The sequence below is a fragment of the Pyxidicoccus sp. M15 genome, from assembly GCF_056858435.1.
The window spans coordinates 3,982,519-4,008,484 of record NZ_CM166495.1; the positions used below are offsets into that span (position 1 = coordinate 3,982,519).

At 71.1% G+C, this 25,966-nt stretch carries 21 protein-coding genes; 12 read left to right on the forward strand and 9 right to left on the reverse strand.

Annotated elements, in window-relative coordinates; all coding sequences use genetic code 11:
- Positions 1-120 precede the first annotated feature (120 nt).
- Both ACX9TP_RS14870 and ACX9TP_RS14875 read left to right on the forward strand, forming a co-directional pair.
- On the forward strand, positions 121-1,512 hold the full coding sequence (locus tag ACX9TP_RS14870; protein WP_482980389.1) for a tetratricopeptide repeat protein: 1,392 nt from the start codon (positions 121-123) through the stop codon (positions 1,510-1,512).
- A gap of 63 nt (positions 1,513-1,575) precedes the next feature.
- A complete protein-coding gene (locus ACX9TP_RS14875; protein ID WP_482980390.1) occupies positions 1,576-2,001 on the forward strand; it encodes a PH domain-containing protein in 426 nt (141 codons plus the stop codon).
- Between the two features lie 120 nt (positions 2,002-2,121).
- Here ACX9TP_RS14875 and ACX9TP_RS14880 read toward each other — a convergent pair whose 3' ends face one another.
- Complete coding sequence (locus ACX9TP_RS14880) at positions 2,122-3,015, reverse strand: FHA domain-containing protein (protein WP_482982169.1); 894 nt, start codon at positions 3,013-3,015, stop codon at positions 2,122-2,124.
- 140 nt (positions 3,016-3,155) lie between these two features.
- Complete coding sequence (locus tag ACX9TP_RS14885) at positions 3,156-3,926, reverse strand: YqjF family protein (protein ID WP_482980391.1); 771 nt, start codon at positions 3,924-3,926, stop codon at positions 3,156-3,158.
- Between the two features lie 215 nt (positions 3,927-4,141).
- Between ACX9TP_RS14885 and ACX9TP_RS14890 the strand changes: the two genes are divergently transcribed.
- The gene (locus ACX9TP_RS14890) at positions 4,142-5,341 is read left to right on the forward strand and encodes a carbohydrate-binding family 9-like protein (protein ID WP_482980392.1); all 1,200 of its coding nucleotides are present in this window, start codon (positions 4,142-4,144) and stop codon (positions 5,339-5,341) included.
- Between the two features lie 15 nt (positions 5,342-5,356).
- Here ACX9TP_RS14890 and ACX9TP_RS14895 read toward each other — a convergent pair whose 3' ends face one another.
- Positions 5,357-5,611, reverse strand: coding sequence for a hypothetical protein (locus ACX9TP_RS14895; RefSeq protein WP_482980393.1), 255 nt, complete (start codon positions 5,609-5,611; stop codon positions 5,357-5,359).
- Positions 5,544-8,078, reverse strand: a complete 2,535-nt coding sequence (locus ACX9TP_RS14900; protein ID WP_482980394.1) for a DNA internalization-related competence protein ComEC/Rec2 — start codon at positions 8,076-8,078, stop codon at positions 5,544-5,546. The genes ACX9TP_RS14895 and ACX9TP_RS14900 overlap by 68 nt, the downstream gene beginning before the upstream one ends.
- A gap of 182 nt (positions 8,079-8,260) precedes the next feature.
- Between ACX9TP_RS14900 and ACX9TP_RS14905 the strand changes: the two genes are divergently transcribed.
- Both ACX9TP_RS14905 and ACX9TP_RS14910 read left to right on the forward strand, forming a co-directional pair.
- Positions 8,261-8,755: a CarD family transcriptional regulator gene (locus ACX9TP_RS14905; protein ID WP_013939202.1), complete on the forward strand. Its 495-nt coding sequence runs from the start codon at positions 8,261-8,263 to the stop codon at positions 8,753-8,755.
- A 92-nt stretch (positions 8,756-8,847) separates the two neighbouring features.
- Positions 8,848-9,495, forward strand: a complete 648-nt coding sequence (locus tag ACX9TP_RS14910) for a hypothetical protein (protein WP_482980395.1) — start codon at positions 8,848-8,850, stop codon at positions 9,493-9,495.
- On the opposite strand, the gene ACX9TP_RS14915 is transcribed toward ACX9TP_RS14910, so the two are convergent.
- Positions 9,473-11,239: an FHA domain-containing protein gene (locus ACX9TP_RS14915; RefSeq protein ID WP_482980396.1), complete on the reverse strand. Its 1,767-nt coding sequence runs from the start codon at positions 11,237-11,239 to the stop codon at positions 9,473-9,475. The two genes, ACX9TP_RS14910 and ACX9TP_RS14915, sit on opposite strands and share 23 nt — an antisense overlap.
- 231 nt (positions 11,240-11,470) lie before the next feature.
- Between ACX9TP_RS14915 and cysS the strand changes: the two genes are divergently transcribed.
- The 6 genes from cysS (at position 11,471) to ACX9TP_RS14945 (ending at position 21,381) form a co-directional block, all read left to right on the forward strand.
- A complete protein-coding gene (gene cysS, locus ACX9TP_RS14920) occupies positions 11,471-12,907 on the forward strand; it encodes a cysteine--tRNA ligase (protein WP_482982170.1) in 1,437 nt (478 codons plus the stop codon).
- A 48-nt stretch (positions 12,908-12,955) separates the two neighbouring features.
- Positions 12,956-14,632, forward strand: coding sequence for a M28 family metallopeptidase (locus ACX9TP_RS14925; protein WP_482980397.1), 1,677 nt, complete (start codon positions 12,956-12,958; stop codon positions 14,630-14,632).
- A gap of 79 nt (positions 14,633-14,711) precedes the next feature.
- Complete coding sequence (uvrB, locus tag ACX9TP_RS14930) at positions 14,712-16,835, forward strand: excinuclease ABC subunit UvrB (RefSeq protein ID WP_482980398.1); 2,124 nt, start codon at positions 14,712-14,714, stop codon at positions 16,833-16,835.
- A 21-nt stretch (positions 16,836-16,856) separates the two neighbouring features.
- The gene (uvrC, locus tag ACX9TP_RS14935; RefSeq protein WP_482980399.1) at positions 16,857-18,797 is read left to right on the forward strand and encodes an excinuclease ABC subunit UvrC; all 1,941 of its coding nucleotides are present in this window, start codon (positions 16,857-16,859) and stop codon (positions 18,795-18,797) included.
- Between the two features lie 138 nt (positions 18,798-18,935).
- Positions 18,936-19,454 carry a DUF507 family protein gene (locus ACX9TP_RS14940; protein WP_163996900.1) on the forward strand — a complete coding sequence of 173 codons (519 nt, stop codon included), beginning with the start codon at positions 18,936-18,938 and terminating at the stop codon, positions 19,452-19,454.
- 67 nt (positions 19,455-19,521) lie between these two features.
- Positions 19,522-21,381 carry a hypothetical protein gene (locus tag ACX9TP_RS14945; RefSeq protein WP_482980400.1) on the forward strand — a complete coding sequence of 620 codons (1,860 nt, stop codon included), beginning with the start codon at positions 19,522-19,524 and terminating at the stop codon, positions 21,379-21,381.
- 140 nt (positions 21,382-21,521) lie between these two features.
- On the opposite strand, the gene ACX9TP_RS14950 is transcribed toward ACX9TP_RS14945, so the two are convergent.
- From ACX9TP_RS14950 to ACX9TP_RS14965, 4 genes are all read right to left on the reverse strand, one after another.
- Positions 21,522-21,893: a hypothetical protein gene (locus tag ACX9TP_RS14950; protein ID WP_482980401.1), complete on the reverse strand. Its 372-nt coding sequence runs from the start codon at positions 21,891-21,893 to the stop codon at positions 21,522-21,524.
- An 87-nt stretch (positions 21,894-21,980) separates the two neighbouring features.
- Positions 21,981-22,883, reverse strand: coding sequence for a DUF3108 domain-containing protein (locus tag ACX9TP_RS14955; protein ID WP_482980402.1), 903 nt, complete (start codon positions 22,881-22,883; stop codon positions 21,981-21,983).
- Between the two features lie 19 nt (positions 22,884-22,902).
- Positions 22,903-24,594 carry a DUF4091 domain-containing protein gene (locus ACX9TP_RS14960; RefSeq protein ID WP_482980403.1) on the reverse strand — a complete coding sequence of 564 codons (1,692 nt, stop codon included), beginning with the start codon at positions 24,592-24,594 and terminating at the stop codon, positions 22,903-22,905.
- A 29-nt stretch (positions 24,595-24,623) separates the two neighbouring features.
- On the reverse strand, positions 24,624-25,430 hold the full coding sequence (locus tag ACX9TP_RS14965) for a DUF3108 domain-containing protein (protein WP_482980404.1): 807 nt from the start codon (positions 25,428-25,430) through the stop codon (positions 24,624-24,626).
- A gap of 305 nt (positions 25,431-25,735) precedes the next feature.
- On the opposite strand from ACX9TP_RS14965, the gene ACX9TP_RS14970 reads away from it, so the two are divergent.
- Positions 25,736-25,948, forward strand: a complete 213-nt coding sequence (locus tag ACX9TP_RS14970) for a hypothetical protein (protein ID WP_482980405.1) — start codon at positions 25,736-25,738, stop codon at positions 25,946-25,948.
- The last annotated feature ends 18 nt before the right edge of the window (positions 25,949-25,966 follow it).

The window sequence follows — 25,966 nt, forward strand, 5'->3', positions numbered from 1 at the left end:
CTGGGGCGGGGGCCTGGCGGGCCCCGCCCGAGGTGGGCTGACACGGGCCCGTCCGAGGTGGGCTGACACGGGCCCGGGGTTTCTGCTACGGCATCCGGGTCGTCACCCCAGGGGGCCGTCATGGTTGTCGTGCGCAGGTTCGTCATCGCCATGTCCGCGACGTTGCTGCTGGGCGCCGCGGAGCCCTCGGCCCCGGCGCGCGCCGCCTTCGAGCGCGGTGAGGCGGCGCTGTCGGCCGGGAGGATGGACGAGGCGGGCGCGGCCTACCGCGAGGCCCTGGCCGCCACGCCCGGGTACGCCGCGGCGCTCAACGGGCTGGGCAGCGTGCTCTTCCGCAAGGGCCAGGTGGCCGACGCCATCGCCCGCTTCCGCGAGGCCACGCAGGCGGACCCCGGCTTCAAGATGGCGTTCTTCAACCTGGGCTACGCCGCGCGCAAGGCCGGCGACGCCGCCACCGCGGCCCAGGCGTACGAGCGCTACACGCAGCTCGAGCCGAGCGACGCGGACGGCTACTACGGGCTCGGAGAGAGCTATCGGCAGCTCGGCCAGAAGGACAAGGCGGTGCCCGCGTACCAGGCGTACATCGCGCGGGAGAAGCGCCCGGGCGAGCAGGTCTGGGTGCGCAAGGCCCGTGAGTACCTCGCGGCCATGGGCGCCGAGCCCGTGCCCGCCGCCGCGCCGGTGCCGGCCGCGGCTTCCGCCTCCACGCAGTCGGCCGCCGCGGCTCCGGTGGTGGAGCAGCCGGCGCCGTTCCCGGAGTCCCGGCCGGTGACTGCCGCCCCGGCGGCCGAGCCGGAGCGCACGCCGAACCCGGCGCTCGCTGCGGCGCGCATCCGGGACGGGGATGCGCTGATGAAGGAGCGCCGCTACCGCGAGGCGGCCTTCGCCTTCCTGGACGCGACGCACGCCGACGCCGGCCACGTGGAGGCCCTCTTCAAGCTGGGCAATGCGATGGCGGTGCTCGGCTACTACGGGCAGGCGGTGGAGAAGTGGGAGCGCGCGGCGAAGCTCACCCAGGACGCCGCCATCCGCCAGAGCGCGCAGGACAATGTGGCCCGGGCACGGGCGAAGATGGCGCAGGCGGGGACGTCACCCCAGGCGGCCGGTCAGCCCCCGGGCTCCGGACCGGTGGGGGACACCACGCGAGCGCAGGCCCGCCGCGCGTACGAGCAGGGCGTGCAGCGCATCGGCAGCCGGGACTACGGCGGCGCGCTGACCAGCCTCACGCAGGCCATCCAGTTGGAGCCGATGCTGGCGGTCGCCTACACCGCGCGCGGCAGCGCGAACATCGGACTGCGGCGCTACGCGGAGGCGGCGGCGGACTACCAGTACGCGCTGGAATTGGAGCCCGGCGCGGCCTCACCGCTGTACGGGCTGGCCGAGTCGTACCGGGCGCTGGGGCGCAACGCGGAGGCGCGGGGCCTCTATGAGCGCTATGCGGCCTCGTCCGCAACCGACGTCCGGTCGCAGCTCCAGGAGGAATCCCGACAGAAGGCCGCGAAGCTGCGTTGACCGCCTGCCAGGGGGGCAGGGGGGCAGGTGGACCGTGTCAGCTCCAAGCATTAATTTGGAGGTATGACCGGGCGCGACGCGGATGTGGACCGAGGGCAGGTCTTCAGACCCCGCAGGGTGCTGGCGGCCTCGATGGCCGTGGCGGGGCTGCTCTGGGTGGGGGTGCTGCTGTACCTGTTCCGTTTCGACGGGGTACCGCTGAAGACCTTCCTCTCAGCGGGGTTCTTCGTCCTCTTCTTCGGCGTGTCGCTCACCTACTACGCGCGCACACGCATCGTCGTGGACTCCGGGGGCATCACCTACCGGGGCATGGTCCGCACCCGGCATTTCTCGTTCGCGGACATCCGCAAGCTGGACGTGCTGCCCGGCCCCGTGACGGTCTACGCCATCCGCGGCCAGTGGGGCTTCGTCCACTTCACCAGCTTCTTCCAGCACCACCAGCGGCTCGCCCGGATTCTCGTGGAGCGCGCCGGCCTCGCACCGACGTGAGCGCCTGCTGACTCCCGGTCCGCGTGAAGGCAACGAGGTGCGCCACGTGAGTGTCGCGGCGACTCGGCGACTTCCTGCCAGCACGCAGGTGACGGCGGGGCCGGCGAGCGTTCCAGCGACTCAGCCACTTCCCGCCAGGGCATAGGTGACGACGAGGCCAGCAAGCGCCGCGAGGGCGCCGAGCCCGATGAGCCACCATTCGCCCCGGGCCTTCGTTGGCGGTGGCTGTGCCGTGGCCCCGTCCGGGCCGGAGGGCGCCTGTGCCCCGGTCTCCGCCGCGGTGGCGGGAGCTGGGGCTCCTGGTGCCTGCTCCCCGATTCCCTCGGGGGCGGGGATGGCGTCCGGCGGTGGGGGCGGCGGCTCCTCCACGGGCGCCTGGAAGCGCAGCAGCGAGCGTCCCAGCTCGATGACATCTCCATCCGCCAGCGGGGCGCGTCCGTGCACGCGCTGGCCGTTGATGAAGACCCCGTTGGGGCTGTCCAGGTCCTCCAGCGTGAAGCCCGCCTCGCCGTGAAGGATGCGCGCATGGGTCCGGGACACGGCCCGGTCGCGCAGGCGGAGGGCCACCTCGCTGCCCCGGCCCAGCTCCGTGCACGCCTCCGCGAGCGCATGCGTGCGGCCCACGTCCAGGCCCGTGAGGCAGGTGAGGGTGGCCGCGCGGGACGGGCCCGGTTCCTCCGCGCCGGTGAGCAGGCCCTTGAGCACGGCCACCGTGCCCACGCCGCGCTCCGTCGCGGACTCCTGGAGGACCCGCAGGCACATCTCCTCCGGAAGGCCGAGCACCTCTCCGGGCATCACCAGCCGGGAAACACCGGGAGGGGCGAGGACGCCATTCACGGAGAACGTGCGCGCCGCCTCCACCATGAGCCGCTGCGCTTCGATGTGGAGGGTCAGCAGCCTGGGGGGCAGTCCGTCCAGCCGGACGTGGTCCTCGGAGCCGCCGCCCAGCAGGTGCTGTCCGTCGGACAGCTCGAAGGGCGTGGTGGTGCCCAGGTGCTCGAATTCGAAGCGCATGGGCCGGCGCTGGAGCAACGGCCGGGCCGGCGAGAGGCCTCCGGTTTCCGCGCGGTTGCCCGACGGGGCCGTCCACGCCCGGCGAAGGCCGTCCATGCCCCGGGACGTTCGTCAGCCCGGGTCACCCGGAAGGGCGGAGCTCACGCCGCCTGGTCGACACCGGGAGCCGCCGCGTCCGGAGCTCCGGCCGGCAGTCGCGTGCCGGGGTAGACGGACACCTCCGAGCCATCCGCGACGAACGCCGAGCTCGGCCTTCCTCGCAGGAAGGGCTCGAAGCGCGCGCCGTACAGCCCGCGCACGTCGCAGTCCAACTCCAAGCCGTCCGCCTGCCACACGGACCAGCGCGGGTGCTCCACGCGGTACTCCGCGCAGCCACCGTCCCGCTGTGGCGTGTAGCCCCAGTAGTGCTCGGTGATGAACTCCTCCTCCGAGCCGGGCGCGCTGGCCTGGGGCGCGCCGCGCGTGCGCGCCGCCAGGTGCTGCCAGCGTCCACCGGCCTTCCACGCGTATTCCAGCCGGCCCGGCGTGCCCTGCTCCGCGCCGTGCATCTCCACCGTGTGCCGCATGGGCAGCGCGATGTACGGCTCGTTGTAGAGCACGCGCGCCACCGTGGCGATGGCGAGTCGCGGGACGATTTCCTTCACGAACGCCACGCCGCGCCGCCAGCCCTCGGGGCCGCGGTGGCGCACGTAGTAGCGCAGGTTGACCTCGTCGAAGTTCTGGTGGAACGGCACGGGCAGGCCGCGCACGCGCGTGTCCAGGAAGCGGAAGCCCACCATGCTGGCGAAGGCCTTGCCCTGCCACGTGTCCAGCTCCGTCCCGCGAGGTACGAGAGGCCGAAGCACCTCCGGGTCCACCTCGTAGTTGAGCATGACGAGATACCGCCACGTGGCCGTCAGGAAGGGGCGCATGCACCTGTCGTAGCGCGCGCCGTGTCCGCTCGTCCAACCCGGCCGGATGCACCCGTGTCCAGGGCTGATGGGATGCAGCGTCCAGGCTGTTCGTTCCCGTCCCGCGGCGCTGCTCCCTTGCCGGCCCGTCCGCCCCCGCGCTTCGCACCGCACGGGCCTGCCTCGTCAGCAGTCCGACCCAACCTTCGCGAAGCCCGCTAGGATGCCCGGCCCCGATGCGCCTCCCGCCCAAAGTCCTCCTCCCGCTCCTGACGCTCATGTGCCTCGCCGCCTGCCGCGACGAGCAGGCCGGCCCGCACCAGCGCGCGCCCCGCCTGCCCGCGCCGGCCCAGGCGCGGGCCCTGGACGCAGCGCCCTCGGACCTCACCTTCCGCAGCGGGGCCACCTTCGCCGGCGGCACGGTGGTGTACCTGGGGACGAAGGTGACGCCGGAGAACGCCGCGCCCGGCGAGCAGGTGCGCCTCGCCCACTACTTCCAGGCCACGCGCCCACCGCCGAAGGGCTACGGCTTCTTCGTCCACGTGGTGGACGTCGCCAGCGGGGGCATGCTCTTCAACGCCGACCACGAGGTGCAGGGCGGCGCCGCGCCGCTCGCGTCGTGGCCGGTGGGCAAGGTCATCGAGGACGTCCACGCCGTCCCCATGCCCAACATGCCCGCGCGCGTGGTGCTCGGCTTCTGGCGCGGCGACGAGCGCCTGCCCGTGGACGACGCCCGCGCCCAGGACGGCGCCCAGCGGATGCTGGGGCCGCAGCTCGGCGGCGCCGCTCCCGAGCTGCCGGAGTACACCGTCGGCCGCGTGACGAAGGCTCCCACCATCGACGGAGTGCTCGACGACGCCGCGTGGAAGGACGCCCGGCCCGTGGTGCTGCGCGGCAGCTTCGACGGGCGGCCCGCGCAGCTGCGCACCGAGGCCCGCCTCGCCTACGACGACGCCAACCTGTACGTGGCCTTCGACAGCGAGGACCCGGACATCTGGGGCACGCTGCGCAACCGCGATGACTCCATCTACGAGGAGGAGGTGGTGGAAATCTTCCTCGACGCCAACGCGGACGGGCGCACGTACAACGAGCTGCAGGTGTCCCCGCACAACGTCATCTTCGACGCCTATTTCCCCGCGCGCCGGCAGGGCATGGACCGCACCTGGGACTCCGGGATGAAGTCGGCGGTGAAGGTGCGCGGCACGCTGGACGACGCGTCCGACAAGGACCAGGGCTGGACGGTGGAGATGCAGATTCCCTTCGCGCGCCTGGCCGAAGTCCCGCAGGTGCCACCGCGCAAGGGCGACCGCTGGCGCTTCAACCTCTACCGGCTGGAGCACCACGGACGCCGCTCGGTGGAAGGGCAGGCCTTCTCACCGCTCTACGTGGGTGACTTCCACGCGCTGCCGCGCTTCGGCTGGCTGACCTTCCAGTAGCGAAGGTGCCCGCGCTCAGGCGTGCGGAGTGATGTCCCAGTGGGCGTCCGCCACCGAACGCTCGGACGGGTCGCCCAGGAAGCGCAGGAAGCCGCGAAGCTCCAACGTGTCGACGAGCTCCTCGGCCTCGAGCTCCGAGAAGCCCTTCAGGTGCACGAGCACGTCCCGCATGAGCGCCTTGCCGCGCAGATAGCCGACGGGCTCACCGGGGCCGAGCGTCCGCTTCAGCTCGGCGGTCAACTGCTGGAGATCGAGATCCTCTGAAATCATCGTCCGAAGGTTGTTGATGCTCCTTCCCGACGGCAACCCGGGGCTTCTCCGGCGGAGGCTTGCGCGGCAGGAAGGAGACCAGCCGGACGTCCTGCCCATCGCTCTCCACGGTGACGGCTCCGTCCAGGTCCGTCCGCCAGCACTCACTGCCCATGGCCCGGTAGCGCGCCTCCACCTCGGGGTGGGGGAAGCCATAGCGGTTGCGCCGTCCCACGCAGAAGACGACGTGCCGGGGCCGCGCCTTCGCGAGCAGGGCCTGCGTGGACGAGGTCCGGGAGCCATGGTGCGGCGCCTTCATCACCGTCACCGCGCCGACCTGCTCGAGCAGCGCGGCCTCGCCGTCCTCCTCCACGTCGCCCGCGAGCAGCACGGTGACGGCGCCATGCCGCACCCGCAGCACCACGCTCCGGTCATTCACGCCTTCCAGCAGCTCGCGCTCCAGGGCCCCGGGCGGCCCCAGCACCTCCACCGTCGCCTCTCCCAGGTGAAGCGCCGGGTGGCCGGCCTCCACCTCCTCCACGCGTGCGTCGCGCGCCGCGGCCACCACCTGCCGCGACAGCGGGCCGTCCCCATCCCCCGCGGGCATCCACAGCCGCTCGGTGGGCACCTGCGTCAGCGCCGAGGCCAGGCCCAGCGCATGGTCCGGGTGCGGATGGGACAACACCGCCAGGTCCAACCGGGAGATGCCCGCCTGCTCGAGATAGGGCACGACGAAGCGCGCGCCGGTGTCCATGCCCCCGGGCACGCCGCCGCCGTCCACCAACGCATGGTGTCCCCGGGAGCTGAGCACCACCGCGTCGCCCTGGCCCACCGAGAGGAAGGTGACGCGCAGGCCCGGCTCCGGCAAAAGCCCTGGCGCCAGCACCGTCCCCACGAGCGCCACGGGCGCCAGCCACCCGCCCAGCCGCCACCGCCCCGTGCCGAGCGACCACGTCAGCAGCCCCACGGCGTACAGCGCCGCCGCCAGCCCTCCCAGCGCGGGCACCTCCACAGCGGCCAGGGGCGCGGCGGCGAAGAGGCGGGTGATGGCCAGCAGCAGCTCGGATGCCCACGCGCCGGCCCACAGCACCGGCGTGGCGAGGAAGGGCGCCACCACGAAGAGCGCGGCCCCACCCGCGGCCAGGCCCGTGAGCAGCCCGCACAGGGGCAGGGCGACGACGTTGGACACGAGCCCCGCCAGGCTCACGCGCCCGAAGGCCGCGGCCACCACGGGCAGTCCCGCCAGCGTGGCGGCGGCGCTCGCGCTCAGGGTCTGCGCCACCGCCTCGCGCGCCTGTCCCCACCACCGCAGCACGCGCCGGGGCTCGCTCGGGTCCGGCGGGGCCAGGGGCAGGGCCTCGCGCAGCGGAGGTGACAGCAGCACCAGCCCCAGCACCGCGAGGAACGACAGGCGCAGCGACAAATCCATCACGCTGGATGGCGCCCAGGCCACCAGCACCACCGCCGCGGCGGCCAGCCCGTTGAGCCCATCCGCGCGCCGCCACAGGGCCAGCCCCAGCAGCACCACCGTGGCCATCACCGCCGAGCGCACCGCGGGCGGCTGGTTGCCGGTGAAGAGTACATAGGCCCAGACGAAGGGCACCGCGGCGGGCGCCGCCACCCGCCGTGCATCCAGCTTCCGCCACCGGGCTCCGGCGCGAACCAGCCCACGCCGCAGCAGCGCCAGTGTCATCAGCGCCAGCGCCGCCACGTGCAGCCCGCTGACGCTCAGCACGTGCGCCAGCCCCGCGCGGGAGAACGCGTCCTCCCAGGCGTCATCCAGCTCCGCGCGCTGTCCCGCGGCCAGCGTGAGGAACAGCGCCGCCGCGTCCTTCGACGGCGCCACCGCATGCACCGCCACCGCCAGCCGCGCGCGAGTCTCCTCCAGCGTGCTCCGCCACCCCGGGGCAGGGGAGAGCACCAGCACGCGCCCCGCGTCCGCCCCGCCGGTGAAGGCCACGCCCTGCCGCCGCCGCGCGCCGCCGAAGTCCTTCTCCCCCGGGTTGCCGGGCGGCGCATCCGGCGCGAGCCGCGTCTCCACCCGCACGCGCTGCCCCGGCAGCAGGGCCACGGGCGCACCGCGCAGCGACAGGCTCACCCGGAAGCGCGCCGGCTCCAGCGGCCCGTCCGGCGCCCCGGCGCGAGCCACCGCCAGGCGCACCCGGCTGGCCCCGTCGAAGCGCTCCACGCGCTCCGCCTCGCCCTCCAGCACCACCGGGCCGCCGGCCGCGAGTCCCTCCGGCACCTCGACTCGCGCCTCCCAGCAGGCGAGCCCCGCTCCCGCCGCCCCCAGCGCCCCGAGCACCGCCAGATGGGCACCAGGCAGGCGAGCGAGCGTCAGTCCGAGCGCTCCCAGCAAAGCCGCGCAAACCAGAAATGGCAGCGGCTCCAGCGGTGTTGCTGGTGCGCAGAGGGCGCCGAGCGTGAGGCTCAGCGCGGGAAAGAAGAGAGGACGCGTCCCCAGGTCGCGCCACGCATGACGATCCACCCGACCCCCACCCGCCACCGTCGCCACGCGGGCTCGCACACCTGGCGACACCGCGTACGAAAACCGACAACGTAGTCGGGGCCGTAAGGGGTGGTCAAGGCGTTATCGTTGCCCGTGGATGTGGTTTGTGGTAGTAGTGCCCGGCTGAAAGGCCGGCATCGAGTCTTTCAAGGAGGCAGTTAGTGCAGACCAGCTTCAAGACTGGTGACAAGGCGGTTTATCCGGGCCAGGGCGTCGGTGAGGTAATGGGTATCGAGCACACCGAGGTGGCCGGGCAGCGCCAGTCCTTCTACGTGCTGCGCATCCTCGAGAACGGGATGCGGATCATGATCCCGATCAACAAGGTCGGGTCGGTCGGCCTCCGGGAGATCATCAGCGAGGAGGACGTCAAGCAGGTCTACTCCATCCTCAAGGAGAAGGACATCTCGGTCGACTCCACGACGTGGAACCGTCGCTACCGGGAGTACATGGAGAAGATCAAGACGGGCTCCGTCTTCGAGATCGCCGAAGTGCTGCGCGACCTCTACCTCCTCAAGGGTGACAAGGACCTGTCCTTCGGCGAGCGGAAGATGCTCGACACGGCGCGCTCGCTGCTCATCAAGGAGCTGTCGCTGGCCAAGGACTGCTCCGAGGAAGAGATCGAGTCGGACCTGAAGAAGATCTTCAACCTCGCCTGAGCCGTCGGGCCCACGCCCGAGACTCTCCGCCCCGGGTTCCCTTGATGGGAGCTCGGGGCTTCGTCTTTCCACGCCATGTTCATGTCAACGCCATGAGCGAGCCGCTGCCCACATCGACGGAGCAGGAGGAGCGGGACCGCCGCATCGCCGAGCTGGAGGCGCGGCTGGCGCGCCGCCGCGTGGGGGTGAAGCCGCTGGCGGCGGTGCTGGCCATCATCGTGGCCGGCGTGCTGCTGGCCATGCAGCGCCGGGACCTGGCGTACTTCTTCTCCCCGAGGGCGCCGCTGACGCTGGGCACGGAGGGCGCGTACCGGTACGAGGCGCTCACCTCCAACCGCTACGCCCAGGTGCACGGCATCCCCACGGCGCGAGGCGCCTACGAGCGCGCCGACGGCGGCCTCTACGTGCTGGTGGGGCTGCGCGAGTCGCCCTTCGTCGTGCGCCGGGGCGCGCTGGACGGGGAGCAGTGGACGGAGGGACGGCCGCCGCCGCAGCCGGACCAGCGGCCCTTCGCCGTGCGCGGGAGGCTCCTGTCGGAGGAGGACGCGCCGCGCTACCGCGACGCGCTCGCCCTGCTGCGGAGCATGGGCGAGGTGCAGCCCCACGAAGGCCGGCTGTGGCTGCTCATCGAAGGGGATCAGCCGGGAGCGGACCGGGGACTCGTGCTGGTGTCCCTGGCGCTCGTCGCCTTCATCGCCCTCAACGCGGTGCTGCTGGTCAAGGGACTGCGGCGGAGCTGAGCCGTGCGAGCAGCTCGCGGGCCTCGCGGTGGTTGGCGTCGTACTTCAGCGCCTGCTCGAAGGCGGTGCGCGCCGCGTCCACCCGGCCCGCCGCGCCATGCTCGGTGCCCGCCTTCACGTGCAGGTCCGCCAGCTGCTTGCGCAGCTGCGGGCCGTGCTGGCTCCGGCCCGACGCGAGCGTTTCGTCCACCGTCACCGCGGTGGTGAGGTGGGTGATGGCGCGCGGCAAATCGCGCTTCGACAGCGCCTTGCGGTACTCGGCCTCGGCGTGCTCGAAGCGGGCGAGCTGGTTGGACAGGGCCGTGAGCTTCGCCGCCCGGGCCCGCTCGTGCGCCGCGGACACCTCGCCCGCCTCGTAGCGCTTCAGCACCTCCGCCTCCGCTCGGGAGGCCGCGCCGGTACGTCCCTTCGTGCCTCCCGCCGTCACGTGGGCGGAAGAGGCGCCCTGCTTCGCCGCCGACGCGCCCGCCAGTCCGCGCGCCACGTCCATGGCGCTGGGCCCGGGGGACACCTCGATGCGCACCGCAGGAGTGCGGGCCTCGGCGGTCGGGCGCCCGGAAGCCATGGGCTGCTCCGCCATTTCCTCGTCCTCGGTCGCGGAGCTTCCAGGCGCCTCGCCGGACGCTGGAGTGCGAGCTCCGGGAGCGGCGTTTCGAAGTGCCTCGCCAGCCGTCGCGGCCTGGGCCCCGGCAGCGGCGTTTCGAGGTGCCTCGTCATCCGTCGCGGCCTGGGCCCCGGCGGCGTTTCGAGGTGCCTCGCCAGCCGTCGCAGCCTGGGTCCCGGGTGCGGCGTTTCGAAGGGACTCGTCGCGCGCCGCCAGTCCCTCTGCCCCGGTGACGCCGTTTCGCGGTGCCTCGCCGGACGCCTCCGCGACGTGGTCCGCCGCCGTGGCTGCGGAGCCGAGGCCGCGCTTCGCCTGGAACTCCGTGCCGCTGGTCTCCGGCCGTGCCTCCATGCCGGCCAGCTGCGTGACGGGCGTCGAGGGATTCGAGCGGCCGCCGGGCGTGGGAGGAAGGTCGGTGTCGCTGCCTCCGAAGTTCACCGCGATGACGGTGACGAGCGCCGCCACGGCCGAGCCCAGCGCCGCCGCGATGAGCGCGATGCCGAGGGTGCCAAAGCCCTTCCTCTTGCCTCCGTCCGGGAGGGTGTTGGTGGCGGTGACGATGGGAACGCCCAGGGCGGGCGTGCTGCCCGGGCCGCGCAGCCGCAGCAGCGCGTTGCCCATGGAAATCTCGTCACCCGGCATCACTTCCGACTCGGCGGTGACTCTGTTCCGGTTGAGGAAGGTGCCGTTCTGGCTGCTCAGGTCCTTCAGGTAGAAGCGGTCCGCGCGCCGCGTGAGCTGCGCGTGGCGGCGGCTGATGGACGGGTGCTGCAGCCGCAGGTCCGACGAGGACGAGCGCCCCATCACCAGCGGCCCCTGCTTCACCGGCACGAGCTGGCCAAGGCCGGGCCCCCGTTCGACGTACAGGAAGGCGGGCGGATGGCCCGGGTCCGAGTACTCGTGCGTCCAGTCGAACCGCGGCGCGAGCTCCCGGTCATGGCTCTCGCGCCCGCTGCCCTGGCGGCGGCTGCGGCGGGAGCCGGCGGGATACTGGGGCACGCGCTGCGGGCGCGGGTCGTCAGCCCTCAGGGGGTCTACTTCGTCATCATCGAAGGGCAGCTCCACGTCGGAGTCCTTCGGCGCCTGCGTACCCGGCGGGCGGGGAGGGCGGGGCGGGCGCTTGGGATTGGGTGGAGCCATACGGCCATTCTCCCTGATTGGGGGCGGCGTGAAGCGTTGTCCGTTCCAAGCATCCGAAGTTTCCCGGCGGCAGTGCACGCTACTGCGCAACGCCGCCCAAAACCCGCGAATCCCCCGTGAATGCTGGCCTGTCTGGGGACCGCGATCCTAGAGTGACGGCCACACCCACGACTACGGACACACGGAGGATTGCCGCACGTGACCTCGCCAGCCATCCGGCTCTTCAACACGATGACCATGCAGAAGGAGCTGCTGGAGCCCGCCACCCCTGGCGAGGTCGGGGTCTATGTGTGTGGTCCTACCACGTATAGCTACATCCACATCGGCAATGCGCGCACCTTCACCTCCTTCGACGTGGTGGTGCGCTACCTCCGCCACCGGGGGTTCAAGGTGCGCTACGTGCGCAACTACACCGACGTGGACGACAAGATCATCAAGGCCGCCGCGGAGACGGGCGAGACGGCGGTGGAATTGTCGAACCGCTACGTGGAGATCTTCCGCGAGGACGCGCGGGGGCTGCACCTGCTGGAGCCGGACGTCTCGCCGAAGGTGAGCGAGCACATCCCCGAAATCATCGGCATCATCCAGAAGCTCGTCGACAACGGCCATGCGTACGCGTCCCAGGGCGACGTGTACTTCTCGGTGAGCAGTGACGCGGACTACGCGAAGCTCTCCAAGCGCAACCTGGACGACCTGTGCGTGGGCGAGCGCGTCCAGCCGGGCGAGCAGAAGCGCGAGCCGTTGGACTTCGCGCTGTGGAAGGCCGCCAAGCCGGGCGAGCCCGCCTGGGACAGTCCCTGGGGGCCGGGACGGCCGGGCTGGCACATCGAGTGCTCGGCGATGAGCGCGAAGTACCTGGGCGAGACGTTCGACATCCATGGCGGGGCGCTGGACCTCATCTTCCCCCACCACGAGAACGAGATTGCCCAGAGCGAGTCCGCCAACAACAAGCCCTTCGCGAAGTACTGGATGCACTGCGGCTTCCTGGACCTCGAAGGCGCGAAGATGTCCAAGTCGCTGGGCAACGTGGTGCGCCTGCGCGACGCCCTGGCCAAGGTGGACCCGGAGGCCCTGCGCTTCTTCTTCCTCTCCACGCACTACCGCCACCCGCTGAACTTCGCCGACAAGGCGCTGGCGGATGCCGAAGCGCGCCTGGAGTACTTCTACGAAACGCTGCGCAAGGTGGACGACCGCGTGGCGGGCAAGGACTTCGGCAAGGGCCCGCTCCACGGCGAGCCGCACCGCTTCTTCACCGAGTTCGAGTCCGCCATGGACGACGACTTCAACAGCGCGGGTGCGCTCGGCGTGCTGTCCGGCCTCTTCGTGCTGATGAACGAACTGGTCGACAAGCCGCCGGTGAAGGACAAGGCGCTGGTGGGGCGCACGCTCCAGGCCCTGCGCGAGGACGTGCGCCGGGTGTCCGGCATCCTCGGAATCTTCGAGGACGAAGCGAGCCAGTGGCTCCTGCGCCGCCGTGACAGGGCGGTGCGCGAGCGGGGCATCGACGTGGCGGAAGTCGAGCGCCTGCTCGGCGAGCGGACCGCCGCGCGCGCCGCGAAGGACTTCGCGGCGGCGGACCGGGTGCGCGGGACGCTGAAGGAGAAGGGCGTGGAGATCATGGACACGCCTGCCGGGACGACGTGGAAGGTGGCCCCGGCGCAGGGCTGACGTGGCTGCTGCATGGGCCCGGAGCTTCGTGTTAGGGCTCCGGGCACCATGAAGCACCTGGTGTCCCTGCTCCTCGCCCTCTGTGCCGTCCCCGCGCTCGCGCAGCGCACGCCGCTCGTCACGCCCGCGGAGAAGGCCGCGTCCGCGGTCATCGTCCCGGACGTGCTGCGCGCGCACGTGCGCTTCCTCGCTCACGACCTGCTCGAGGGCCGGGGCCCCGGCACCCGCGGAGACGCGCTGGGGCAGGCGTACATCGCCTCGCAGTTCGAGGCGCTGGGCCTGCAGCCCGCGGGCACGGACGGCTCGTACTTCCAGCAGTTCGACCTGGTGGGCATCACCAGCCATCCGAAGGGCATGACGTTCCGCGCGCCGCAGGGCACGGCGGAGCTGAAGTTCCACGAGGACTTCATCGCCGTCTCCGGTGTGCAGGCGCCCGAGGCGAAGCTGGAGGACTCCGAGCTCGTCTTCGTGGGCTACGGCATCCAGGCCCCCGAGTACGAGTGGGACGACTTCAAGGGGATGGACCTGCGCGGCAAGACGCTGCTCATCCTCAACAACGACCCCGAGGACGACCCCAAGCTCTTCGCCGGCCGCACGCGGCTCTGGTACGGCCGCTGGGATTACAAGTACGAGCAGGCCGCCAGGGTGGGCGCGGCGGGCGCCATCATCATCCACACCACCCCCAGCGCGGGCTATCCGTGGCAGGTGGTGCAGGCGTCGTGGACGGGCGAGCAGTTCGAGCTGCCCGCCGCCGACGGGCCGCGCACGCAGGTCAAGGCGTGGACCACCGAGGCCGCCACGCGCCGCGTGTTGCAGCTCGTGGGCAGGGATTTGGACGCGCTCCGGGCCGCCGCGCAGAAGCGCGACTTCCAGCCGGTGCCGCTCGGCGTGAAGGTGTCCGCGCGCTTCACCAGCGAGGTGCTCCGCCGGCCCACCGCCAACGTGCTGGCGATGCTGCCCGGCAGCGACCCGAAGCTGGCCCAGCAGGTGGTGCTCTACAGCGCGCACCATGACCACCTGGGCGTGAAGCAGGGCGGGCGGCCGGGCGAGGACACCATCTACAACGGCGCGCTCGACAACGCGGCCGGCGTGGCGGCGATGCTGTCGGTGGCGAAGGCCTTCCGCGAGCTGCCGCAGCCTCCGCGCCGCTCCATCCTCTTCGCCGCCGTGGCCGCGGAGGAGCAGGGCCTGCTGGGCTCGCAGTACCTCGCCGCGCACCCGCCCGTGCCGGCCGGCCGCGTCGCCGCCAACATCAACATCGACGGCGCCAACATCCACGGCCGCACGAAGGACCTCACCGTCATCGGCCTGGGCAAGTCCAACCTGGACGCCACCATCACCGCCCTGGCGAAAACGCAGGGGCGGGTGGTGAAGGCGGACCAGCTCTCCGACCGGGGCTTCTTCTACCGCTCGGACCAATTCAACTTCGCCAAGCTGGGCATCCCCGCCGCCTACTTCGGCAGCGGCATGGACTTCGTGGGGCGGCCGGAAGGGTGGGGCAAGCAGCAGCGCGAGGCGTGGGAGGCGAAGCACTACCACCAGCCCTCCGACGAGCTGCGCCCGGAGTGGGACCTCACCGGCGCGGTGGAGGACGTGCGCCTCTTCTTCCTGCTGGGCGCCCATGTCGCCCGGGCTCCGGAGCTGCCGCGCTGGAACAAGGGCGACGAATTCGAAGCCGCCCGCCTGGAGTCCCTGGAGGCGTTGAAACCCGGCGCGCCGAAGTAGGCACGCGCTTCGTCCTCCGTCCGACGAGCAGGCACGAACGAGCGGCCTTCCCCTCCGTGCGGTGTTAAACCTCACGGATATGCCGGACTTCCAGATCGTCAGTGACCACAAGCCCGAGGGCGACCAGCCGAGGGCCATTGGAGAGCTCACGGAGGGCGTCCTGCGGGGCGACCGCTACCAGACCCTCCTGGGCGTCACGGGTTCGGGCAAGACCTTCACCATGGCGAACGTCATCGCCAACGTGAAGCGCCCGTCGCTGGTCATCGCGCACAACAAGACGCTGGCCGCCCAGCTCTACGGCGAGTTCAAGGCGCTCTTCCCGAACAACGCCGTCGAGTACTTCGTCTCGTACTACGACTACTACCAGCCCGAGGCCTACGTCCCGTCGACGGACACCTTCATCGAGAAGGACTCGTCCATCAACGACAACATCGAGCGGATGCGCCACTCGGCCACCCACTCGCTGCGCACGCGCGACGACGTCATCATCGTCGCCTCCGTGTCCTGCATCTACGGCCTCGGCGCGGCCCGCAGCTACGTGGACCTGGCGGTGCGCGCCGGCGTGGGCGAGGAGATGGGCCGCGACACCTTCATGCGCCGGCTGGTGGAAGCCCAGTACGAGCGCAATGACCTCGACTTCCACCGCGGCACCTTCCGCGCCCGCGGCGACACCGTCGAGGTGTTCCCCGCCTACGAGGAGGAGCGCGCCGTGCGCGTCTCCTTCTTCGGCGACGAGGTGGAGAAGATCACCGAGTTCGACCCGCTGCGCGGCGTGACGATTGGCGCGCTGGACAAGATCGTCATCTTCCCCGCGAGCCACTACGTGGCCGGCGAGGACGTGCGCAAGCGCGCCCTGACGACCATCCGCGACGAGCTGACCGAGCAGCTCCAGCTCTTCAAGAAGGAGGGCAAGCTGCTGGAGGCGCAGCGGCTGGAGCAGCGCACGATGTTCGACCTCGAGATGATTGAACAGGTCGGCTACTGCAGCGGCATCGAGAACTACTCGCGCCACTTCTCCGGCCGGGCCCCGGGTGAGCCGCCCCCGTGCCTCATCGACTACTTCCCGCGCAACCTGATGGTCTTCATCGACGAGAGCCACCAGACGGTGCCGCAGATTGGCGCCATGTACCGGGGAGACCGCGCGCGAAAGGAGACGCTGGTCAGCTTCGGCTTCCGCATGCCCAGCGCCCTGGACAACCGCCCGCTGAAGTTCGGCGAGTTCGAGGAGCTGGTGCCCCAGGTCCTCTTCGTCTCCGCGACGCCGTCCGAGTACGAGCTGCAGAAGTCCCAGGGCGTGGTGGTGGAGCAGATCATCCGCCCCACGGGCCTCATCGACCCGGAGGTGGAGACGCGTCCCGTGGGCAACCAGGTGGACGACCTGCTGGAGGAGGTGCGCCTGCGCGTGGCCCGCAGCGAGCGCGTCCTGGTGACGACGCTCACCAAGCGCATGGCGGAGGACCTCACCGAGTACTACGCCGACGTGGGCGTGCGCGTGCGCTACCTGCACTCGGACATCGACGCCATCGAGCGCATGGCCATCATCCGGGATTTGCGCAAAGGCGAGTTCGACGTGCTGGTGGGCATCAACCTGCTGCGCGAGGGCCTGGACATCCCCGAGGTGTCACTGGTGGCCATCCTCGACGCGGACAAGGAGGGCTTCCTGCGCAGCCACGTGTCGCTCATCCAGACCATCGGCCGCGCGGCCCGAAACCTCAACGGCCGCGTCATCATGTACTCGGACAGCATCACCGACTCCATGAAGAAGGCGCTCGACGAGACGACGCGCCGCCGCGACATCCAGAAGAAGTACAACCAGGACCACGGCGTCACCCCGCGCTCCGTCAAGAGCAACATCACCGACCTGTCCGAGCACTCTGCCTACGACGCGGGGGACGCGGGCGCCCTGCCCATGGCCGCCGAGGGCGAGGACGACCTGCTCCAGCCGAAGGAGATCAAGCGGCTCATCGAGGAGTTCACCAAGGACATGCTCGCCGCCGCGGACGAGATGCAGTTCGAGAAGGCCGCCGAGTACCGCGACAGGGTGCAGCTGCTCAAGGACATGGACCTGGGGCTCAAGCCCGCCTCGCGCTCGCTCTTGAAGGCGCCCGCGAAGAAGGCGGAGGACGAGCCGGCGCGCGGCCGCGGCAAGGGTCGGGGGCGCGGAGGCGGTGGAGCCGGGGCACGGGCTCGGGGCCGTCGGTAGTCGTCGGGAGACCGCGCGAACATGGACGTGAAGCTCCAGGAGAAGCTGGACGCCCTTCCCACCGAGCCCGGCGTGTACCTGATGAAGGACCGCCGGGGCACGGTCATCTACGTGGGCAAGGCGGTGAACCTGCGCAACCGCGTGCGCTCGTACTTCACGCGCACCGGGGACACGCGCGTCTTCGTGTCACTGTTGGATCAGCTGCTGGGCGACCTGGAGACGGTGCTCGTCCACAACGAGAAGGAGGCGCTGCTCCTCGAGAACGAGCTGATCAAGAAGCACAAGCCGCGCTTCAACGTGATGCTCAAGGACGACAAGCAGTTCATCTCCTTGAGGCTGGACAGGACGCAGGCGTACCCGCGCCTGGAGGTGGTGCGCAAGTACGAGAAGGACGGCGCGCGCTACTTCGGCCCGTACTCCAGCGCGGGCGCCATCCGCGAGACGCTGCGCATCATCAACCGCTACTTCCGGCTGCGCACCTGCACGGACCACGTGCTGGCCAATCGCAAACGGCCCTGCCTGCTGTATCAGATTGGCCGCTGCCCCGCGCCGTGTGTGCACCCCGTCCCCGAGGAGGACTACCGCCGCAGCGTGGACGAGGTGACGATGTTCCTCGAGGGCAAGGCCAGCGAGCTGGTGGAGGGCCTGCGCCTGCGCATGAAGCGCGCGTCCCAGGAGCTGAAGTTCGAGGAGGCCGCGCGGCTGAGGGATCAGCTGAACGCCATTGAGCGCAGCCTGGAGCGGCAGAAGGTGGCCACCACCGACTTCAAGGACCAGGACGTCTTCGCCCTCCACCGCGAGGGGGACCGCATCCTGTTCTACGTCCTCTGGGTGCGGCAGGGCCGGCTCAACGGCGGGCAGGCCTTCCCCTTCGGCAGCCAGGAGTTCCCCGACGCGGAGCTGCTCTCCTCGTTCGTGAACATGTACTACGACCAGGGCAGCTTCGTGCCGGAGGAGGTGCTGCTGCCGCTGGAGCCCGACGACGGCACCGAAGGCCTGGAGGCCCTGCTCACCGAGCGCAAGGGCGAGCGCGTGCGGCTCGCTGTGCCCAAGCGCGGCGAGAAGCACGACCTGGTGCTGATGGCGGCGAAGAACGCCGAGCAGGCCTTCCTGGAGCGCCGCCGCACCAAGGACGAGACGGACGGCGTGCTCTCCCGCCTCCAGCAGCGGCTGGGCCTGCGCAACTTCCCGCGCCGCATGGAGTGCTTCGACATCTCGCACTTCCAGGGCTCCGCCATCGTCGCGTCGCAGGTGGCGGTGACGGACGGCGAGACGGACAAGTCGCGCTACCGCAAGTACAAGATCAAGACGCTGGAGAAGCAGGACGACTTCGCCAGCATGTACGAGGTGGTGACGCGCCGGCTCAAGCGAGGGCTGGAGGACAACGATTTGCCGGACCTGCTCGTCATCGACGGCGGCAAGGGCCAGCTCGCCAGCGCCCATGCGGCCATGAAGGACCTGGGCGTGGACACGGTGGACGTGGTGGGCCTCGCCAAGAGTCGTGATCTGGAGGTCTTCGACCGGGACGCGGAGAGCGCGAAGAGCCCCGAGCGCGTCTTCACGGTGGGGCGGAAGGACCCCATCGTCCTCCAGCAGAACTCCGCGGAGATGTTCATGCTCACGCGGATGCGGGACGAGGCGCACCGCTTTGCAATCACCTTCCAGAAGCAGGTGCTGCGAAAGAGCCGGGTGCGCTCGGCGCTGGAGGACATTCCCGGGGTGGGGGAGGCGCGGCGGAAGATGTTGCTGCGCCACTTTGGTTCGCTCAAACGGGTGGGTGATGCCACCATCGAGGAGCTGGCGGAGGTGGTGGGGCCCGCCGTGGCCGAGCGCGTCCACGCGGGCCTCCACGGGAATCCGGAGGAGGACGCGGAGGACCCCGTACGTCAGGCGTCCCTGGACGACGCCAGCGAACCGGTGAACGAAAAATCACAAGGAGGGTCGCCACCCGGTGCGGCGTGATTAATTTCCGCTGCAGAACCGAGGGGGAAGCGCGCTGGAACCGCGAAGTTCCCGGGGTTTTTCATTGCGACTGGGCTCGGCGCTGATTTATAGCGGTTCACGATTCCGAGCATGTTTTAGAGAGGGCGAGGGACCGACATGAGGCTGTATCCGAAGGTGATCCCGATCATCTCGCGCGAGGGAATTCAGCAGCTCATGCAGGACGGGGACATCGAGGTGGAGCCGATGCGCGTGGCTGACGCCGAGATGGACCTGTCCGCCATCATGCGCGAGTACCTCGCCAACGAGGAACGTGTGAACCAGGCGACGCGTGAGGCGCTGGAGCGTCGCGGATATGACTACTCGAAGTTCAACCAGGTGAAGCGCGAGATGGCGGACGTCCGCGGCTTCAAGATGGGCGACGAGGGCATCGAGTACGTCATCAACCAGATGATTGAGTTCCTCCTCATCAGCCGGAACGTCGAAGAGGTGTACGCCGCCGACAACGTGCTGCGTCAGAAGATCTTCGCGGTGATGAAGCGGCACCTGGACGTGGACGACGAAATCGACAAGGAGGCCCGCTCCCGGCTGAAGCACCTGCAGGAGGGCACCAGCGCCTTCGACATCGAGTACAACAAGACCGTGGAGCAGATCCGCCGCGCCCGGGGCCTCATCTAGCCTTCAGGAGAGGGGACTGCCGTTCCCCGCTCCGCTGCCTACCTTGTGAGACAAGGAGGCAGCGTCGATGGCGGGACCCTTCACCACGTTTCTTCTGTCCGGTTTCCTGGCTTCCGCGCCAGGCGGGTTCACGTTCGAGGGCCGAGAGGCCAGCGCGAGGACCGAGCGGCCGGACGGCTTCTTCACCCAAGGACCACTGCCCTTCACCGACCTGGCCGAGCGAGGCACGGGTAGCGCCTCCCTGTCCGTGGAGGACAGGGTGTCCCTGCCCGGCGCCACGTACGGCGACCTGGGGCAGCTGTCGGCCACCTTCCGGCTGGGCATCGTGGAGTACCGCGTGGAGCTGACGCGGCCCGGCTTCCCACCGCCGCAGGTGAGGGGACAGGCCGCCTCGGGCCCGCTTCCCCGCCCGCCTCCCCACGCCATTGGCGGCGGGGTGCTGCTGGGCGTGCCGCTCTACGGCGACAGCGGGCTGGGCTGGGCGGCGATGACGCGCACGCATGCGGCGGCGGCCGTGTGGGGCGTGGGCAGCGTGTGGCGCAACGGGCAATTGCTCACCGACGCGGCCCTCGTGCACGCGGCGGCGCTGGACGCGGGCACGTACTCGGACGACGACACGCACCGGCTGCTGCGCCAGGCGCGCTTCGGGGACACGGAGCTCGTGGTGGTGGCGTGGAACCTGCCCACGTCGGTGGAGCCGCGCGGCTTCATCCAGTTCGTGCTCGAGGACGTGGCCATCACCGTGGACGGCACGTCCGTGCCTTCGCAGGCCGTGGTGGAGAACACGGGCAACCCGCCGGCGGACTGGCGCACGCTGACGCCCACGCCGCCCACCACCATCCTCGGGGCGCCGCTCACCGGCTCGCCCGAGCCCGCGCCCGCGACGGGCGTGGGTGGCAGCGGCACCTCTTCGACGGACCTGGCCACCGCTCGCGGCGGCAGCCCGGAGACGACGCCCGGGGCCTCGACGGACGTGGGCGTGGCGGGTGGGGGCCGGGACATCGTCGCCACCGAGGGCGGCGGCATCGTGGCCGTGGGCGGGTCCACCACCGGCACCGGGGGCTCGGGGACGGGGACTGGAGACGGCACCGGGACGCTGGAAGGTGACTCCGTGGGCACGGGGTCGGCCCTGGGGACGAGCGTGGCCGGCGGCGGCTCGACGACGACGGGGGCACCCCTGCCGAACGCGGACACCGGGGTGGTAGGTGGACCGTTGACGTCGACGACGTCGGCGCCCGCGGCGGGCTCCGGGGCGCTGGGCGGGACGGGGCAGCCGTCGGTGGCGGGCGTGGCGGGTGGCGCGCTGGTGACGCCGCCCGGCTCCACGGTGGGGCCGTCGCTGCCGGGCTCCGAAGTCCCGGGGCTTCCGGTGACGCCAGACGTGACGAGCGGCACGTTCCCCGTCACGGGGGCGCCGAATCCGCCGGTGAACATCTCCGGCTCCCTGCCGGGCACGCCCGCGCCGGGCTCGCAGTCGGCCGCCAACGGCGCGGTGGTGCCGGGGACGGCGCCGCCGGGGACGGCGTCGGGCTTCGGGCCGGCGACGAGCGCGTTCACCACCGCCCCGGGCGGCGTGTCCACCCTGGGCACCTTCTCGGTACAGGGGACGACGCCGGGCACCTTCGACGCGTTCCTCGGGACGGCCCAGTCGAGCACGGGCATCCTCGCGACGCCGCCGCCGCTGAACTCGGACACGGCGACGCCTCCGTCCGCGCTCCTGGGCTCGCCCGCGCCGCTCACCGCGGGCCAGGCGCCACCGCTGCTGGGCACGCCCGCGCCGCTCACCGCCGCCCCGGCCACGCCCCTTCCGGCCACGCCTTCGCCGGCCAACGTGACACCCGGGCCGAGCACCACCCCGGCAAGCCCGGCGGCCCCCGCGGCGCCGGCGACCTCGCCCGGCGGGACGGGGGTTCCGCCCAGCATCTGACGAAAAGGGCGCCGCCCTTCGTTCGCGGACGCCCCAAAATGCCACGGCCCCCATCGCCTCGAGGCGATGCGGGGCCGTTGCTTCTCGGGAGGCGCGTCAGGTCGAGCGGGTTGGCTGCGAGCGCGTGTCCGCGGCGGCTTTCAGCGCAGGCGGGTGGGCACGTAGCCCTGGCGCTGCATGGCCGCGGCCTGGGACAGGCGCTTGCGCAGCTGGACGATGACGTGGTGCAGGTGGTCCACCCGCTGGAGGACGCGGAGGTCCTCGCCCGCGTCCAGCAACGTCACCGGGGACAGCTCCTCGGTGCGCAGCGTGTCCAGCAGCTCGTTGAAGTGAGCGCCCACGTCCCCGAGCGCGTCGAGCCCCTCGCGCAGGTCATCCTCCAGCAGGTCCACGAGGACCTTGGCGTCCGTGCGGGCAGGAAGGGAGTGGGCGAGGCGCTCCATGGCCACGCGGACCGGGTCGGCGCGGCGCGGTTGCGCGGAGGCGGCGAGGGCGAGGGCCGGAGGGGGCATGCCCGGGACGCTACAGGCCGGTAGCACCCCGTCAATTTTCCGGCCGCGCGCCCCCCGCGAGTCCTTCAGCCACCGCGCGTCAGCGGCTCACCACTTCATGTCCTCCTCGCCGCCGGCCTCCTGGCGCTTCTCGCCGGGGCGGGAGACGGAGGTGAGGGTGGCGCGCACGGCGCCCAGGTCCAGGGTGCCCACGGCGGCCAGGGGCAGGCGGCGGGCATCGTCGGAAATCCACACGTGGACCTCGCGCTTCTGCGAGGGCCTGTCGAGGCGGATGGCCATGCCCTGCATGTGCCAGGCGTTGAACTGGCCCAGCGGCGTCGTCACCTGCTCGCGCTTCACCACCGCGCCCTGCATGCGCCACAGCCGGCGCACGCCGTACACGTCGAAGCACACCTGGAGGTTCTCCTGCAGCGGCAGCTGGCGCAGCAGGTAGATGGAGCCGGCCACGTCCAGGCCGTCCTTGTCGTAGGTGTAGTTGAACTGGCCCTTGGGGCGCTTGCCCACCTGGTAGTCCACCTTCACGGAGCGGTCCTTCGCGCCGAAGGCCACCTCCACCTTGCGGCGCTGCTCGTTCTCCGTGGTGTCCTCGATGTAGCGCTTGGGGCGCAGCGTGCGCGGGTGCAGGTACGTGGTGGCGCTGCCCTTCACGCGCCGCACCTTGGAGAAGAAGGAGTTCGTCTGCGCCTCCACCTCCACCGGCAGGTGCCCGTCCTTCTGCTTCTGGACGCGCATCGTCATCTTCCCGGCCTGGGCGCCCATGGCGTCCAGGTCGAACTCGAGCACCTCGCCGGGCATGAAGGCCATGGGCGTGCGCAGCGCGGGCAGCGCCTCCGCGCACGGCGCCACGGTGATGGGGACCTTCTTGTCCTTGTCCGCTGCTTCGGCCTTCTCGGCCTCGGGCTTGTCGGCGTCCGCGTCCGGCAGCTGGGCCCAGGCGGTGGCGGTGGACAGCGTCAGCCAGGCCGCGAGGAGGGTGCGCATGGAGCTCATCCTTTTCCTTCCAGAGAGACTACGGGGTGCTGTCGGGCGTTTGACGGCCCGAGCGCTTCGCATATTCGGAACCCGCCCACCGCTTGCGCAGCCGGGCCGTGACTTCCTGACGGACCGCTTCCCATTCTCCCGCATCCCGGGTGATGTCCCAACCCGAGCGGGCCAGCCTCCGCGCGGCCGCCTGGGCGAAGTCACCCTCGCCGAGCGCCGTCAGCAGCCGGAGGTACTCGTAGTCCTCCAGCCCGTCCCGCAGATGCTTGAGGCGCAAACTGACGACGGGCTGGTGGCCCGGCGTGCCGAGGCGGGCCGGCGTGCCCGGGTAGAAGAGGGTGCCGTCGCCGTTGCCGCCGAACTCGAAGACGTCCGTCCACGGGTCCTTCTTCGTGTTGTAGGCGAAGACGGTGTCGAAATAGAGCTCGCCGTCCACCCCGGAGGACCAGGCGAGCACGCCCATGGCCCGGTTGAGCGGGGCCGGGTGGTCCACCATGTAGGAGGCCCAGCCGCTGTAGGCAGCATCCACAGCCTTGTCCTCGGGCGGGCCGCCGTTGCAGCCGTGCGAGTTGCAGCTCTGGTACCACCACACCTTCGCGCCCTTCGGCAGGCGGCCGCGCAGCGTGCGGGACGCCACCACGTTGCGGCACGTCTGCGGCCCGGGGCGCGGATAGAAGCAGTTGAGGGTGGGCGTGAGGATGTCCGTCGCGCCGCGCAGCGCGTCATCCAGCGGGCTGGTGACGAGCACGGGGATGCCCCCGGCGGCGCGCACGCGCTTCGCCTGGGCGTGCACCAGCGGCACGTCCTCCGGCTTCGGCTCGTCCTTGGCGTAGAAGAAGAGCTGCGCCGGCCAGCCCTTCTGCCGGAAGTGCTCGACGAAGGTGCGGTAGTACGCCGCCTTCTCCGCGTCGGTGCTGGCCTGCTTGTTGTCGCGCACCTCGGCGGTGGTGAAGCGCGCCCCCGAGGGCAGCAGGCTGCCGTCGAGGAAGGGCCCCATCTCCGCGTCGTACGCGCGCCAGTCCACCACCGGCTTGCCACCTTCGAAGCGCACCGGCGGCGGCGACATGCTCATGCCATGCGCGCTCACCCGGTGCTCCAGCAGGGCGCGGCCGTACGCGCGCAGCAATTCCTTCGCCTCGGGGGACTCCGGCGACACGCCGTGCCCGCGGGCGATGCTGTACAGCGACACGCCGAAGCTGGTGGGCAGTGACGACGTGGCCGGCAGCGCGAAGGGCTGCACCTCCACGGTGAAGGGCACCGGCGCGGGAGCCGCGCCCTCCGTCTTCACGCGCAGCTCGCCCTTGTACGTGCCCGGCGCCTGCTTCTCCGGCGCGCACACCTCCACGTAGAGGACGGTGGGCAGCTTCGCGTCGGCTGACTGGAGCGGCGCTTCCACGGGCACCAGCGCGTCCGGCCAGGGACCGGGCTTGCCCTCTCCGTTGGACGGCGTCTTCACGTCCACGAAGACCTGGCGCCATACGGCGGCCTTCAGCGCGGCGCCGGGCCCCGACAGCGACAGCGCCTCCACCTTCGGGCGCGCCGCGTGCGCGGGCAGCACCACCTGCGTGGCCTCGCACTCGCCGCGGGCCACGCTGAGCCGGGCGTCGCGGCGACCCTGCACCGCTTCACCCGGACGAACCTTCACCAGGGGCGACACCACCTGCGCCCCCGGCGTCGCGGCCACCGCCGCCATCACCGCCCACGTCCATGCCCCGCCCATCCGCCCCCTTCGCCGCTGGTCGTCGGGTGCTACCCGTCGTTCCCGGCCCGGGCCAGCTCCATGTTGCGGCCCGGCTTGTAGTCGGTGATTTCAGCCACCATCGTCCCCAGCGCGAACTCCGCCTCCACGCGCACCGGCACGTGGTTGGGGTCGGTGGTGAGGTACACGAACATGTCCCGCTTCGACGTCAGGCTGCCGCCGAACTCCGCCTGCACGCGCAGCTTGAAGACCTCCCTGGGTCCCAGCTCCGTGTTCATCATCTCTCGCGCTTCCACCTTCGCGCGCATGGTGAAGGTCTTGCTGCCCGTGAAGACGGGGTAGGCGTACTCCCTGCCCACCTCCAGCTCGCGGTTGCGCAGCGCGAAGGTGGCACCCGTGACGTCCAGCGTGCCCTGCTCCAGCTCCCGCGTGGACTCGCGCGGCTGCTCGCCCTCCTTCTGCTTCACGACGAGGGCGCCCTTGCCGTCCGCATGCATCTTGATGCGCATGCGGCGGCGCTTGCCGTTCTCGTCCGCGTGCAGGTCACTGCCCAGCACGCGCTGCCCGCCGGCCTGCCAGTACGAGACGAACTTGTCCTTGATGGGCCACACGCCGATGACGTCCTGCGAGCGCGCCAGGGCGATGATGGGCCACACCTCTTCGCCGAACTGCTTCATGGGCGCGCCCACCGTCACCTGCGCGGTGCCGGCCGTCACGCCGAGGTACTTCACCCGATACTGGGACTGCTCACCGGGGCCGAAGGCCGGGTTGGCGGAAGTGTCCTGGGCCGTGGCCGTCGCCGACCACACCAGTCCCGCCAGCACCGCCGCGAATCCCCATCTGGACTGCGCACGCATCGAGTGAGCTCCCTCGCTTGGAAGTTAAGTAGCCTGGACCCTATCCGCCAGACCCGCCCCCAACCGTCCCCGCCGTGCCGCATTTCCACTGACGTGCCTGGAGGCCAGGCATTCAACGGGTGCTCGCTCGCTCCACAGGGGGCCTGCGGAAACCTCACGGGGGGCACACTCTCTCATGCCCGGCCCACGGGGCGCCTCTTCCGCCCTTGAGCCCGGTCGCCCTCCATGCGGCTTGCGGTGTCCACCCGCCGACACCGCTCTGGTAGCCTTCGCCCAGGGCGGCGCCCGCGGCGCCAGGAGGCACCATGGCCAGCAACTACGACTTCGACGATGACGACAAGGACCTGAAGGCGTCCGCCGGCGGCAAGTTCAAGGAGTTCGACTGTCCGGACTGCAACGCCAACAACCCCGTGCATGACACGTTCGGCGATCAGGACGAGGTGCGCTGCAACTACTGCGGCACCGAGTTCCGCGTCACCGTCAGCGGCGAGGGCCGGGTGAAGTTCAAGGAGCTGTGAGGCCGGCGCCCCGCCGGC

Bases quoted from the DNA above. Each gene is read 5' to 3' on its own strand.
- ACX9TP_RS14870 (WP_482980389.1), top strand. From the start codon at position 121: ATGGTTGTCGTGCGCAGGTTCGTCATCGCCATGTCCGCGACGTTGCTG.
- ACX9TP_RS14875 (WP_482980390.1), top strand. From the start codon at position 1,576: ATGACCGGGCGCGACGCGGATGTGGACCGAGGGCAGGTCTTCAGACCC.
- ACX9TP_RS14880 (WP_482982169.1), bottom strand. From the start codon at position 3,015: ATGCGCTTCGAATTCGAGCACCTGGGCACCACCACGCCCTTCGAGCTG.
- ACX9TP_RS14885 (WP_482980391.1), bottom strand. From the start codon at position 3,926: ATGCGCCCCTTCCTGACGGCCACGTGGCGGTATCTCGTCATGCTCAAC.
- ACX9TP_RS14890 (WP_482980392.1), top strand. From the start codon at position 4,142: ATGCGCCTCCCGCCCAAAGTCCTCCTCCCGCTCCTGACGCTCATGTGC.
- ACX9TP_RS14895 (WP_482980393.1), bottom strand. From the start codon at position 5,611: ATGATTTCAGAGGATCTCGATCTCCAGCAGTTGACCGCCGAGCTGAAG.
- ACX9TP_RS14910 (WP_482980395.1), top strand. From the start codon at position 8,848: ATGAGCGAGCCGCTGCCCACATCGACGGAGCAGGAGGAGCGGGACCGC.
- ACX9TP_RS14915 (WP_482980396.1), bottom strand. From the start codon at position 11,239: ATGGCTCCACCCAATCCCAAGCGCCCGCCCCGCCCTCCCCGCCCGCCG.
- cysS (WP_482982170.1), top strand. From the start codon at position 11,471: ATGACCATGCAGAAGGAGCTGCTGGAGCCCGCCACCCCTGGCGAGGTC.
- ACX9TP_RS14925 (WP_482980397.1), top strand. From the start codon at position 12,956: ATGAAGCACCTGGTGTCCCTGCTCCTCGCCCTCTGTGCCGTCCCCGCG.
- uvrB (WP_482980398.1), top strand. From the start codon at position 14,712: ATGCCGGACTTCCAGATCGTCAGTGACCACAAGCCCGAGGGCGACCAG.
- uvrC (WP_482980399.1), top strand. From the start codon at position 16,857: ATGGACGTGAAGCTCCAGGAGAAGCTGGACGCCCTTCCCACCGAGCCC.
- ACX9TP_RS14940 (WP_163996900.1), top strand. From the start codon at position 18,936: ATGAGGCTGTATCCGAAGGTGATCCCGATCATCTCGCGCGAGGGAATT.
- ACX9TP_RS14945 (WP_482980400.1), top strand. From the start codon at position 19,522: ATGGCGGGACCCTTCACCACGTTTCTTCTGTCCGGTTTCCTGGCTTCC.
- ACX9TP_RS14950 (WP_482980401.1), bottom strand. From the start codon at position 21,893: ATGCCCCCTCCGGCCCTCGCCCTCGCCGCCTCCGCGCAACCGCGCCGC.
- ACX9TP_RS14955 (WP_482980402.1), bottom strand. From the start codon at position 22,883: ATGAGCTCCATGCGCACCCTCCTCGCGGCCTGGCTGACGCTGTCCACC.
- ACX9TP_RS14960 (WP_482980403.1), bottom strand. From the start codon at position 24,594: ATGGGCGGGGCATGGACGTGGGCGGTGATGGCGGCGGTGGCCGCGACG.
- ACX9TP_RS14965 (WP_482980404.1), bottom strand. From the start codon at position 25,430: ATGCGTGCGCAGTCCAGATGGGGATTCGCGGCGGTGCTGGCGGGACTG.
- ACX9TP_RS14970 (WP_482980405.1), top strand. From the start codon at position 25,736: ATGGCCAGCAACTACGACTTCGACGATGACGACAAGGACCTGAAGGCG.